Genomic DNA, 11,795 nt, shown 5'->3' with positions numbered 1-11,795 from the left:
ATTGGGACGCGACGGCGTAGGCAATATGGACCGAGAGCGCCAAGAGCGGAAATTCGCTGCTCTCCCCCATTAGGACATTGGCCGGAGGTCAGAGCGATGCCTTTCCGATCGAGGCGCCTCCATCCACATGCAACGTCTGTCCGGTGATGAACGCCGCATCGTCCGGACAACAAGAAAGCGATGGCGGCGGCGATCTCCTGCGGCGTTCCGAACCGCTTCATCGGCACGCCGGACAGGTAGCGCGCCTCGCCCGCGCTGCCCGGCGCGTTGTTGACGCGGAACAATTCGGTCTCGGTCGGCCCGGGCGCAACGGCGTTGACCATGATGCCTGAGGTCGCAAGCTCCAGGGCCCAGCTGCGGGTAAAGCTCACCAGCGCCGCCTTGGCCGCGGCGTAGGACGTGTGCTCCAACGCGCCGAGGATGGTGAGGCTGGAGATGTTGACGATGCGGCCCCAGCCGCGCGCCTTCATGCCCGGCAAGGCGGCCTGGGCGGCGGCGAGCGCGGGATGGAGATTGGTCCGCAGCACCTCGTCGAGGGTCGCGGCCTCGATCGCCCGAGCGGCTCGGCGCGCACCAGCCCGACATTGTTGACGATGCCGTCGACCGGGTCGGCGGGTATAGTCGGGATTGACCTCGGCATAGAGGATGGTGCCGTCCTGACCGACCACGAAGCGGGCCGGCATGGGCAGGGTCCAGTTCGGGTCGTGTCGTAAGATTGGATACTGCGGGACGCCACCTTTTCGAGGCTTCGCCGCGGGGCTTGCCTTTGGCCGACCTGCCAGAGGCGCGCAGCGTTTCGTGGCGGCCAAGCCCGAGGGGGTTTGGCCGCTCAGCCTCCCGCTCAGGCGCTGCCGAAGGCGCCGAGAGACTTGCCGCCGCAGACATAGAGCACCTGGCCGTTCATGTAGAACGCCTCGTCGGACGCGAAGAATTGCACCGCATAGGCAACCTCCTCGGCGGTGCCGATGCGGGCGATGGGCTGGGCCTTTACCATGCGCTCCCACACCTCCGGCTTCAGGGCCCGCGTCAGAGGCGTATCGATGAATCCGGGCGCCACGCAGTTGACCGTGATGTCGAACTTGCCCAATTCGATGGCCATGGAACGGGTGAGCCCGACGATTCCGGCCTTGGCAGCGGAGTAATTGGCCTGTCCGGGATTGCCGAGCCACGCGCGCGAGGACACGTTCACCACCCGGCCGCGTCGCTGCGCCATCATCCTGCCGGCGGCCGCCTTGCTGCACAGGAAATAGGATTTGAGATTGACGGTGAGCACCGCATCCCAATCCTCCTCGGGCATTCGGGTCAGATAATTATCGCGTACGATGCCGACATTGTTGACCAGGATGTCGAGGCTGCCGAACTGCTCGTGCACATGCGCCACGGCACGCTCCACCTCGCCCGCATCGGTGGCATCGGCGGCGACCGCGAACGCGCTACCGCCATCAGCGCGAATGGCCTCCGCCGCAGCTTCAGCGGCGGCCCCGTCGCGGTCGACGATGGCTACCCTCGCCCCGTTTCCGGCCAAGCGACGGGCAATCGCCGCACCTATGCCAGAGCCGGCCCCGGTGACCAAGGCGGCACGTTCCTCAATTCGCATCTCTCTACTCTCCGGTTGGAGGGCGGGACCGGCGCACGTGCGCCGGTCCCGCCACTTTCAGCTTCCCGACAGGCTGTGGACGTTCTCGAACCACATGTCCCTCCACGAGGCCGGCCTCTTGTTGATGCGGCCGACTTGGTTCATGAAATTCACCGACTTCATGGTGTTTTCAGGCGTCATTACAAAGGTGATCTGAGGATCCGAAATGATGCTGACCACGTCCGCATTGGAGAGAGACTTGTCCTTTGACAGGTCGAGATAAATCTGAGCGGCCCGTTTTTTGTCGTTACGGATGATGCCCAGGGCCTTCTCATATGCGGCCAGGAAGGCAGCGTAGGTCTTGGGGTTGTTTTTCTGGAAATCGACGGTTGCCCAGACCATCGTCAGTGTTGCTGGCCCGCCGAGCGTGTCGAACGAGTTCAGGATGGTGTGGATGCCGGGGTCCTTCTTCTGCAGGAAGGTAAAGGGCTGAGAGGTGAAGGTACAGGCGATGTCGCCGCTGCCCGACATCAGGGCGATCGAGGCATCCGCCTGGGAGAGCGAGACCGTCATCGGGTCCAGTTTTTCGAAATTCGCGTCGCCCCAGGTGCGCGCCGCCTCCATCTGCAGGAACACCGCCTGCGTGGAGACCTTGATCGCCGGCACGGCGATCTTGTCCTTGATGGTGAGATCGCGCACCGATTTCAGCGCGGGATTGCGGCAATTGAGATATTCCGGCTGCGCGCTCATGGCGGCGACGCCTTTAACCCGCCCGTTGCTTTTGGCCCAGAGCGTGATGAATGGGGTGATGCCTGAGGACGCGAACTGAAGCTCCCCCGCCAGAACGGCGTCGATGGCGGAATTGCCACCCGCGAAGGTGCTCCATTCGACCGGCACATCCCTCATGCCGGCTTTCTCCATCTCAGCCTCCAGCAGCTTCTCCTTCTGCATCACCATGGCCGGAAGGAACGCGAGGCTGAGTTGCTGCGCGATCCTGACCTTTGCGACTTCGGCCTGCGCCGGAAGCACGGCCAAAGCAGCACCAAGTGCTCCGACGACCCACGGCAGAACTGACTTCCTTGCCATTTCTTCCTCCCTGGTTTGCTCGCATCTTCGCGTGCGAGGTCATACGGTCGCGGCGGTTCCGAAGAGGGCCGTGACCTGACTCGAGAGCGTGCCGCCGTTACCGTGGCACAGGGCGATCTCGGCGCCCGTCACCTGTCGATCGCCCGTCGTTCCGCGCAATTGCTCGGCGGCCTCGATCATGGTGAACACGCCGTACATGCCGGGATGGACGCAGGAGAGCCCCCCGCCATTGGTGTTCACCGGCAATGAGCCGCCCGGCGCGATCGCCCCGCTGGCAACGAAGCGCCCGGCCTCGCCTTTCGGGCAGAAGCCCAGATCCTCCAGAAACATCAGGACATTGATGGTGAAAGCGTCATAGACTTGCAGCACGTCCACATCGGCCGGCGACAGCCCGGCCATGGTGAAGGCGCGCGGGCCGGATTCCGCCGCCGCCGTGGTGGTGAAATCGGGCATGGCAGAGATCTGTCGATGCCATTGCGCCGCCGCACCGCCGAGAAAATACACCGGCTTGCCCTTCAGGTCCTTGGCCCGCCCTGCCGAGACCATGATCACGGCGCCTGCGCCGTCGGTGACGAGACAGCAGTCGCGGGTCGTCAAGGGATCGCAGACCATGCGGGCGGCCAGCACCTCCTCCACCGAGGTGGGCTCACGCCGGTAGGCCAGCGGATTGAGCTGCGCCCATTGGCGCGCGGCCACGGCGACCCGCGCGAGATCTTCCCGCGTGGTGCCGTATTCGTGCATGTGGCGCGCCGCCGCAAGTGCATAGGCGGCGACCGGAAAGCGCGGCTTGTATGCGGCTTCGTGGGGCGGTAGCTCGGCCCCGCTGGTGTGCTTGCCGGCACCGGTGCGCGAATTGCTGCCGTAGCAGATGAGAGCCACCTCGCACAGGCCAGCCTGGATCGCCATCGCGGCTTTGATGGCATAGTCGACGAACGACGCGCCGCCAAGATTAGTGGCCTCGGCGATCTTCGGGCGCAGGCCGAGATATTCGCCCACAGTCAGCGAGGGGAAGAAGTTCACGAGATTGGCGGTAAACAGGCCGTCGACATCGCCAAGCGTCAGGCCGGCATCGCACAGGGCTTTGGCCGTGGCTTCCGCTAGAAGTTCCAGATGCGTGCGGCCGGGCACCTCGCCAAGACCGGCAAGCCCGGTGCCGACAATCGCGGCGGAGCCGCGCAGGGGATGGATCTTGGACATGGATGCCTCACACCGGCTCGAAGAAGATGGCCGGCGCCTCGCCTGCCTTTCGGATGGTGGCGCGCACGGCCAGCCCGATGCGCACATCCTGTGGCGCGATGCCGACAACCTGCGTCATCAGGCGTGGCCCCTCGGCCAGGGTGACCATGGCGAGGTTGTAGTCGCCACCTTTGTCAGCAGGCTGGCGGATGATCGTGCTGGAATACACCTCGCCCGCGCCGGAAGCTTCGACGCATTCCAGCGGGCCACCATCGCAAGCCGGGCAAAGCGCGCGGGGGTAGAAGACGTGGGTCGCGCAGGCGGTGCAGCGTTGGATCAGGAATTTCCCGTCTGCGAGCCCGGCGCGAAACACCTGCTCTGGTCCGGGACCCGCGAATTGACGCTCGTCCAAGGCATTCATCGGATTTTGTCCTCCCGCGCGGCTCAATGGACCGCGTCCTTGATCATGGCTTTGGCGATGATGATCTGCTGGATCTGGGACGTGCCCTCGTAGAGGCGGAACAGGCGCACGTCGCGATAGAAGCGCTCCACCTTGAAATCGGCGATGTAACCGGACCCACCGTGGATCTGCACGGCGCGATCCGCGACTCGTCCCACCATCTCGGTGGCGAACAATTTGGCGCAGGAGGCGAGTGCCGTGACGTTCTCGCCCGCGTCGCGCCGCCGGGCGGCATCAAGAACCATGCAGCGCGCCGCATAGGCCTCGGTCCGGCTGTCGGCGAGCATGGCCTGGACGAGCTGGAACTCGGCGATGGGGCGGCCGAACTGGCGGCGGTCCATAGCGTAGGTGAGGCTGTCGCGGATCAGCCGTTCCGCCGCGCCGACGCTGGCGGCAGCGATGTGCAGGCGCCCGCGGTCGAGAACCTTCATGGCGGTCTTGAAACCCTGTCCTTCGACCCCTCCGAGCAAGGCTGAGCTCGGTACCCGGCAATCCTCGAAGATGACGTCGCAGGTGTGGCTGCCCCGCTGCCCCATCTTCTTGTCCGGCTTGCCGAGGCTGAGGCCGGGGGTGCCCGCTTCCACCAGGAAGGCGGAGATGCCAGTTGCACCCTTTTCCTCCGGGTTGGTGCGCGCGAATACCGTGAACAGGCCAGCGTCGGGCGCGTTGGTGATGAAGCGCTTTGTGCCGTTGATCACATAGCTGTCGCCGTCGCGGACGGCGCGGGTGCGCAACGAAGCCGCGTCGGATCCGGCGTTTGGTTCGGTGAGGCAGAAGGAACCGATGATCTCGCCGCGCGCGAGGCGCGGCAGGTAGCGCTGGCGCTGCTCTTCCGTTCCGTCGATGACCAGTCCCTGGGAGCCGATGCCCACCGTGGTGGCGAACACGGTGCGGTAGGCGCACGAGGCGAGACAGACCTCGAACAGGACCCGAGCCTCCTCCTCCATGCCCAGACCGAGGCCGTCATACTGCTCGGGAATGGTGAGCGCGAACAGGCCGATATCTTTCATCTCGGCGAGCACTTCCGGCGGCACGTGGTCCTCGGCCTCGAGGCGGTCCTCGTTCGGCACCATGCGTTCGCGGACGAACCTGCCGATGGTGTCGAGGAACTGCTGGAATGTGTCCTGATCCAAAGCCATCCTGGTCTTTCCTCATTGCCCCCAAAGGGTTTCAAAGCGGAGCGGAACCGATGCGCAGGGCCATCTCGACGGCCTGAGCAAGGTGGCGCAGCCGAGCCCCCAGATCCTCGATCATGTCCGGCCGGATGCGGCTCGCTGGGCCGCCGCAAGTGATGGACAGCACCTGCCCGCCGGCAGCGCGCAGCGGCACACCCACCGCGTTCACGTTGCTCTCCCAGTCGCCGATGGACTGGCAGTAGCCCTTTCGCTTGTAGTCGGCGCGGGCAGCCTCGATGCCGGAGCTGAGGCGCGGCCAGTCATCTGGATGGTCGGCGGCAATGTCCGCAAGCAGATCTCGCCGTTCCGTTTCGGAAATCGCGGCGATATAGGCGCGTCCGCAAGATGTCGTCGCGATCGGAATGCAGGAGCCAACATCCAGCGGCAGCGTCATGACGGAACGGTTGCGCACCCGCTCGACGAAGATCATGTGCTGCACGTCGCGGGCGCCGATGGATACGGTGCCGCCGCAATAGTCCGCCAATTCCTGCATCAGCGGGCGCGCCACTTGGCGAACCCCGAGGTTGACCAGCACCGGATAACCGAGGCTGAGGATGTGCGGATGCAGGCGAAAGCGGCCGGTTTCCGCGCAATTGCTCAGATAGCCGAGACTGCGCAGGGTGTGTGTGAGGCGTGTGACGGTGGCTTTGGGCAGCTTCGTGCGGCGGGAAAGCTCCGCATTGGTCAATGCGTCGTCGCCTGATTGGAACGCTCCGAGCACATCGAGCCCGCGCGCCAGCGCCGTTATGAAATAACGGTCTTCGCTTTCGCCGCTCTCGTCATCCTTGCTTGGCATTGACCCAGCCCTTCGTTCCGTAAAATCCTCATCGCACTTGCGGCAACGCTTCATTTGCAATGCAGCATGTAATGACCAGATTTAACGGATTATCGCCCTTATGAGCGTTTCGTTCTTGGCGTTTCACTCCGCGCAACATCTCGTTACGCATTTCTTTATCTTGCCATCAACTATGGCCGCACGTAATGTCCGGGTCAACAACATAAAATTCTGTTTCGCATAGTGAAACAACACCCAGGACTGAACCCCATGCCACCGGTTTTGCTTGAACGGCCAAAAGCTGGTCTGGCGCTGCTGCGCCTCAATCGCCCCGAAGCCCGCAATGCGCTGAACATGGAGGTGCGCCGACTGATGAGCGATCACCTCGCCGCGCTGGCTGCCGACGATGATGTCCGTTGCATCTTGCTCGCGGGCAGCGATACAGCCTTCGCGGCCGGCGCGGACATCGCCGAAATGGCCGATGCCGGCCCCATAGAGGTGATGCGCCGCGCGCCGCATCGCCTGTGGCAGGCGCTGACCGCATGCCCAAAGCCCATCGTCGCCGCAGTGAACGGCTTTGCCCTCGGTGGCGGGTGCGAACTGGCCCTGCATGCGGACATCATCGTCGCCGGCGCCGGTGCCCGCTTCGGCCTGCCCGAGGTCAAGCTGGGCATCCTGCCGGGCGGGGGCGGCACCCAGCGGTTGGTGCGCGCGGTCGGCAAATACAAGGCCCTGCACCTCATGCTGACCGGCGAACTCTTCGGTGCGGCGCAAGCCGACGCCATGGGCCTGGTGAGCCTCGTGGTGCCGGATTCGCAGACCGAAACCCGCGCCATCGAGATCGCATCCCGCATCGCCGCCCATCCGCCGCTGGCGGTCGAACTCATCAAGGAAGTGACGCTCGCCGGCGCCGATGGGGCGCTGGACGAGGGCCTTCGCCTGGAGCGCAAAGCGCTCCACGTCCTCTTCGCCTCGCAGGACCAAAAGGAAGGCATGCGCGCTTTCCTGGACAAACGTCCGCCGAATTTCTTCGGGAGATGAAAATGAACCTCGAAATCGACAAGCCGGACCTCGTTGTTGGCGTGGTGGGTGTCGGAACCATGGGTCGCGGCATTGTTCAGGTGGCAGCGGCGGGCGGCATGGATGTGCGCCTGCACGACGCCCGCCCCGGTGCGGCGCAGGAGGCGCGGACTTCCGTCATCGGGATGCTTCAGCGGCTCGCCGAAAAGGGCAAGATGACGCCCGCGGAGGCCAGGGCCGCGGCCGGCCGCATCCATGCGGTGGAGACCCTCGCCGACCTCTCCCCTTGCGACGTGGTGGTTGAGGTGATCGTCGAGCAGCTCGAAGCCAAGAAGGCGCTTTTCGCCGCCCTGGAGGAGGTGGTCGCCCCGCAGGCCATTCTCGCCAGCAACACGTCTTCCCTTTCGATCACCGCCATCGCCGCCGCCTGCACGCGGCCCGAGCGCGTGGGCGGGCTGCATTTCTTCAATCCGGTTCCGCTGATGAAGCTGGTTGAGGTCATCGGCGGCGCACGCACCGCGCCCTGGGTCGTGGAGGCGCTGACCGGGCTCGGCCGGCGTATGACCCGGGAACCAGTAGTGGTGGCGGACAGCCCCGGCTTCCTGGTCAATCACATCGGCCGCGCCTATGTGCCGGAATCTCTGCGCATTCTCGACGAGGGCATCGCCACCGCCAGCGATATCGACCGGATCCTGCGCGAAGCCGCCGGCTTCCGCATGGGACCGTTCCAATTGTTCGACATGGTGGGCGGGGACGTCGCCCATCCGGTGATGGAATCGCTCTATGGGCAATTCTATCAGGAGCCCATGTATCGCCCATCGCCGACCACGCGCCGTATGGTGGAGGCGGGCATGCTGGGGCAGAAGACCGGCGCCGGCTTCTACAGTTACGAGAACGGTCAGGCACAAATCCCGGATGAGCCGGCGCCGGCGCCGCGTCCGGACCCCATGCCGGCAGTGTGGATCAGCCCTGCATATCCCCAGTTGGCCGCGACGCTGCGCGATGCCCTGAGCGAGGTACCGGTCAATGCCGCCCTGCGGCCGGCGCCGAACGATCTCTGCCTCGTCACCCCGCTCGGCGCGGATATGGCCACAACCATCGCTGTCGAGGGCCTCGATCCCGCTCGCACCGTCGCGGTGGACATGTTGTTCGGCCTCGATCGCCGCCGCTCGGTCATGATCTCGCCCGCCACCGAGCCGCGCTACCGGGACGCCGCCCTGTCGGCGCTCGGCGTCGGCGCCCCGGTTACATTACTCAACGACAGCCCGGGCTTCGTCGCCCAGCGGGTGGTGGCGATGATCGTGAACGTGGGATGCGCTATTGCCCAGATGGGCATTTCACCCCCGCCCGACATCGACCTCGGAGCCCGCCTCGGCCTCGGCTACGTGCGCGGGCCGTTGGAATGGGGCGACCTGATCGGCCCCGCGCGGGTGCTGGAAATCCTCGACCGGCTGCACGCTTTCTATGGCGAACCGCGCTACCGGGCGAGCGGGTGGCTGCGCCGGCGTGCCGGCTTCGGCCTCTCCCTCCTGGCGCCGGAGCGTGTCCGATGACCGGCCCCGTCACCGTCGTCACCGGCGCCACGCGTGGCATCGGTCGTTCTCTCGTCGAGCGTCTTGCCGGCCAGGGCCACCATGTGATCGCTATCGCGCGCAATCGGCCTGAAACCCCGCTCCCTGCTGAGTTCGTCTCCATCGATCTTGCCGACGTGGAGGCCTCCCGCACGGGACTCCGGGAGGTGGCGGCCCGTCATGCGGTTACGAATCTCGTCAACAACGCCGGAGCGCCGCATCCCCAATGGCTGGCGGACGTGACCGTGGAGGCATTCCAGGCCTCGATCGACGTCAATCTGCGCTCCGCCCTGCTATGTACGCAGGCCTTCTTGCCCGCCATGACGGCGATGGGGCGCGGGCGGATCGTCAATGTCTCGACCCGTGCGGTGCTCGGAAAGGAACAGCGCACCTCCTATGGCGGCGCGAAGGCGGGGTTGATCGGCTTTACCCGCACGTGGGCGCTGGAACTTGCGGAGAAGGGCATCACGGTCAATGCCGTCGCCCCCGGCGTGGTGATGACCGAACTCTACCAGGCCAATAATCCCACCGACGCGAAAAGTCTGCGCCGGGTCACGGACCGCGTGCCCATGCGTCGCTTCGGCCGGCCGGAGGAAGTGGCGGCGTCCATCGCCTTCTTCCTCGGCGACGAGGCGGCCTATGTCACTGGACAGGTGCTTTACGTGTGCGGCGGAACGAGCGTCGGCACGGCCCCCTTGTGAGCGAGGACAGCATGAGTTTCCAAGCCCTTTTCCAGCCGCGCGGCATCGCCGTCGTCGGCGCCTCTGCCGACCTCAGCCGTATCGGCGGCCAGCCCATCCAGGCGCTGCAGGCGGCCGGATATGCCGGGCGCATCTATCCGGTCAACCCCAAGTACGATGCCATCGCGGGCCTGCCGTGCATGCCCAGTATCGCAGCCATCGACGGCCCCTGCGACGTGGCCGTGGTGGCGGTGCGCGCCGACGCCGCTGCGGATGCCGTGCGTGCCTGCGGCGCAAAGGGCATCGGCTTCGCGGTGATCTTGAGCGGTGGGTTTCGAGAAACCGGCCCGGCCGGCCTCGCATTGGAGGATCAACTCGTGGCGGCGGCTCGCGACGCCCGCGTGCGGCTCATCGGCCCCAATTGCCAGGGCATGCTGGCGGTCCACGACCATGTGTTCGCGGTGTTCGGTTCGATTTCCGGCGAGGTCGGGGTGAAGGCGGGCTCCGTCTCCATGTGCTTCCAAAGCGGCGGGGTCGGCTTTGCCATCGTCACCCTGTGCGACATGCAGGGTATCGGTTTTCGCAATTGCGTCTCCACTGGCAACGAGGCGGATGTGAAGATGCCGGAACTGCTCGATGCACTGCTGGATGATCCAGGAACCAGCCTCGTCTGCACCTATGTGGAGGGCGTACAGGATGGACGCGCGCTCATGGCGGCGGGAGAGAAGGCGCTTGCGCTCGGAAAGCCGGTGCTGGTGTGGAAGGGTGGCAAGACCGAGACCGGCGCGCGTGCCGCCGCCTCCCACACCGCCAATCTCACGGGCCGCTACGACATCTTCCGCGCCGCGTGCCGCCAGTCCGGCCTGATGGAGGTGCAGGACGTGGACGAGATCGTGGATCTCGTTCAAGCGTTCTCCGGCGGTCGGCTGCCGGGCGGGCGCAATGTCGGCGTCATCGGCATCTCCGGCGGCACCGGCATCGTGTTTGCCGACGCCGCGATCGCCCGCGGCCTTGCCTTGCCGCAATTCGAAGCGGCGACAGCAGAACGGCTCTCCCGCGTTATCCCAACCTTCGGCTCGGTGGCCAATCCGGCAGATGTCACCGCCTCCGTCTTCAACGACGTGGCAGTGTTGACCGAGGCCATCGACGCGGTTCTCGCCGATCCTGGCGTTGACCAACTCTGCCTGCTGTTGGCCTCGGCGCCGGACCCTGTGGCCGCGCAGGTCGCGCAGGCCATCGTTGCTGCCAAGGCGGGCACGCATAAGCCTATCCTTGTTGGCTGGTCGGTGCGGCGCGCTCGCGCGGAGAGGGGCTATGCGCTGCTGGAAGCGGCTGACATTCCTATTCTCTCCACACCGGTCCGGCTCGCTCGCGCGGCAGCCGGGCTCGCCGATTACGCCGCCTTGCGTGCCGCCGCGCTCGGCCGCGCGCCCAGCGCCCCCATAACGCGGGGAGGCGAGACGGAGGCGCATGCAGGCGACCTGCTGCCGCCGCTTGCCGGAGCCCTCGACGAGGCAGCCGGCAAGCGGCTGCTCGCTGCCTATGGCATCTCGACTCCAAAGGAGGTGTTCGTGCCCGTGGGCGCGGACCTTCGGGCGGCGACAGCCGACCTCGCCTTTCCTCTGGCGGCGAAGGTGGTCTCGCCGGACATCGCCCACAAGACCGAGGCGGGCGGCGTCGCGCTGGGGGTCCCCGATGCCGAGGCGCTCGCCGCGGCTGTCGATCAGGTGATCGAAAATGCCCGTGCCTACAGGCCTGGCGCCCGCGTCGCAGGCGTCCTGGTCTCGGAAATGATCGACGACGCTCTGGAAGTGCTAGTGGGCGTGGTTAATGATCCCGCCTTCGGACCGGTGGTGGCCGTGGGGCTCGGCGGCGTGCTGACCGAAGTGCTGCGCGACGTCGCTTATCGCATCGCTCCCTGTGATCGACACACCATACGGGCGATGCTGGATGAACTTCGCGGCCGGCCGCTGTTTGACGGCGTGCGCGGCCGCCCCGCGCTCGACCTCGAAGCATTGGTGGACGCCGTCGTGGCGATCTCCCATCTCGCCTGGGATCTACGAGACCGGGTGCGGGAATTGGACGTCAACCCGCTGTTCGTCCGCCCCCGCGGCAAGGGCGTAGCGGCGGCCGATGCCCTCGTCATGCTCAATGCTGCGGCACCGGCCTGCGCGGCGGCACAGCACTCAGGGTCCGGGCCACTAGACCTAGAACCAAATCACTTAGAATTCAGCTCTTAGGGCCACGGCCGCCGCCGGTTTGGGCGCCGGTGGTCG

The 11,795-nt window shown here is 65.9% G+C and carries 11 protein-coding genes; 4 read left to right on the top strand and 7 right to left on the bottom strand.

What is annotated here, in order from left to right:
* From V5F77_RS27535 to V5F77_RS27505, 7 genes are all read right to left on the bottom strand, one after another.
* On the bottom strand, nucleotides 1–683 hold a 683-nt coding region (locus tag V5F77_RS27535), incomplete at its 3' end, for an SDR family oxidoreductase (protein WP_429008268.1).
* 158 nt (nucleotides 684–841) lie between these two features.
* On the bottom strand, nucleotides 842–1,597 hold the full coding sequence (gene fabG, locus V5F77_RS27530; protein ID WP_429008267.1) for a 3-oxoacyl-ACP reductase FabG: 756 nt from the start codon (nucleotides 1,595–1,597) through the stop codon (nucleotides 842–844).
* Nucleotides 1,598–1,654: 57 nt separating this feature from the next.
* Entirely contained in the window at nucleotides 1,655–2,662 is a 1,008-nt protein-coding gene (locus V5F77_RS27525; protein ID WP_429008266.1) for an ABC transporter substrate-binding protein, read from the bottom strand.
* 39 nt (nucleotides 2,663–2,701) lie between these two features.
* On the bottom strand, nucleotides 2,702–3,859 hold the full coding sequence (locus tag V5F77_RS27520; protein ID WP_429008265.1) for an acetyl-CoA acetyltransferase: 1,158 nt from the start codon (nucleotides 3,857–3,859) through the stop codon (nucleotides 2,702–2,704).
* A gap of 7 nt (nucleotides 3,860–3,866) precedes the next feature.
* Nucleotides 3,867–4,259, bottom strand: a complete 393-nt coding sequence (locus tag V5F77_RS27515; protein ID WP_429008264.1) for a Zn-ribbon domain-containing OB-fold protein — start codon at nucleotides 4,257–4,259, stop codon at nucleotides 3,867–3,869.
* A 23-nt stretch (nucleotides 4,260–4,282) separates the two neighbouring features.
* Nucleotides 4,283–5,437 (bottom strand): acyl-CoA dehydrogenase family protein, encoded by a 1,155-nt coding sequence (locus tag V5F77_RS27510; RefSeq protein ID WP_429008263.1) that lies wholly within the window; start codon nucleotides 5,435–5,437, stop codon nucleotides 4,283–4,285.
* Between the two features lie 31 nt (nucleotides 5,438–5,468).
* A complete protein-coding gene (locus V5F77_RS27505; RefSeq protein WP_429008262.1) occupies nucleotides 5,469–6,269 on the bottom strand; it encodes an IclR family transcriptional regulator in 801 nt (266 codons plus the stop codon).
* A 249-nt stretch (nucleotides 6,270–6,518) separates the two neighbouring features.
* On the opposite strand from V5F77_RS27505, the gene V5F77_RS27500 reads away from it, so the two are divergent.
* Genes V5F77_RS27500 through V5F77_RS27485 form a run of 4 tightly spaced genes read left to right on the top strand, consistent with a single transcriptional unit; the run spans nucleotide 6,519 to nucleotide 11,759 of the window.
* Nucleotides 6,519–7,289, top strand: coding sequence for an enoyl-CoA hydratase-related protein (locus V5F77_RS27500; protein WP_429008261.1), 771 nt, complete (start codon nucleotides 6,519–6,521; stop codon nucleotides 7,287–7,289).
* Between the two features lie 2 nt (nucleotides 7,290–7,291).
* Complete coding sequence (locus tag V5F77_RS27495; protein ID WP_429008260.1) at nucleotides 7,292–8,821, top strand: 3-hydroxyacyl-CoA dehydrogenase; 1,530 nt, start codon at nucleotides 7,292–7,294, stop codon at nucleotides 8,819–8,821.
* Nucleotides 8,818–9,540 (top strand): SDR family oxidoreductase, encoded by a 723-nt coding sequence (locus tag V5F77_RS27490; protein ID WP_429008259.1) that lies wholly within the window; start codon nucleotides 8,818–8,820, stop codon nucleotides 9,538–9,540. The genes V5F77_RS27495 and V5F77_RS27490 overlap by 4 nt, the downstream gene beginning before the upstream one ends.
* Nucleotides 9,541–9,551: 11 nt before the next feature.
* Nucleotides 9,552–11,759 carry an acetate--CoA ligase family protein gene (locus V5F77_RS27485; protein WP_429008258.1) on the top strand — a complete coding sequence of 736 codons (2,208 nt, stop codon included), beginning with the start codon at nucleotides 9,552–9,554 and terminating at the stop codon, nucleotides 11,757–11,759.
* The last annotated feature ends 36 nt before the right edge of the window (nucleotides 11,760–11,795 follow it).

Source organism: Roseixanthobacter psychrophilus (assembly GCF_043195195.1).
Lineage (GTDB): Bacteria > Pseudomonadota > Alphaproteobacteria > Rhizobiales > Xanthobacteraceae > NCEH01.
This window is presented reverse-complemented; position numbering and strand designations above follow the sequence as displayed.

Coding starts and splice junctions, on each gene's coding strand:
- V5F77_RS27505 (WP_429008262.1), bottom strand. CDS start 6,269: ATGCCAAGCAAGGATGACGAGAGCGGCGAAAGCGAAGACCGTTATTTC.
- V5F77_RS27500 (WP_429008261.1), top strand. CDS start 6,519: ATGCCACCGGTTTTGCTTGAACGGCCAAAAGCTGGTCTGGCGCTGCTG.
- V5F77_RS27490 (WP_429008259.1), top strand. CDS start 8,818: ATGACCGGCCCCGTCACCGTCGTCACCGGCGCCACGCGTGGCATCGGT.
- V5F77_RS27495 (WP_429008260.1), top strand. CDS start 7,292: ATGAACCTCGAAATCGACAAGCCGGACCTCGTTGTTGGCGTGGTGGGT.
- V5F77_RS27510 (WP_429008263.1), bottom strand. CDS start 5,437: ATGGCTTTGGATCAGGACACATTCCAGCAGTTCCTCGACACCATCGGC.
- V5F77_RS27525 (WP_429008266.1), bottom strand. CDS start 2,662: ATGGCAAGGAAGTCAGTTCTGCCGTGGGTCGTCGGAGCACTTGGTGCT.
- V5F77_RS27515 (WP_429008264.1), bottom strand. CDS start 4,259: ATGAATGCCTTGGACGAGCGTCAATTCGCGGGTCCCGGACCAGAGCAG.
- V5F77_RS27520 (WP_429008265.1), bottom strand. CDS start 3,859: ATGTCCAAGATCCATCCCCTGCGCGGCTCCGCCGCGATTGTCGGCACC.
- fabG (WP_429008267.1), bottom strand. CDS start 1,597: ATGCGAATTGAGGAACGTGCCGCCTTGGTCACCGGGGCCGGCTCTGGC.
- V5F77_RS27485 (WP_429008258.1), top strand. CDS start 9,552: ATGAGTTTCCAAGCCCTTTTCCAGCCGCGCGGCATCGCCGTCGTCGGC.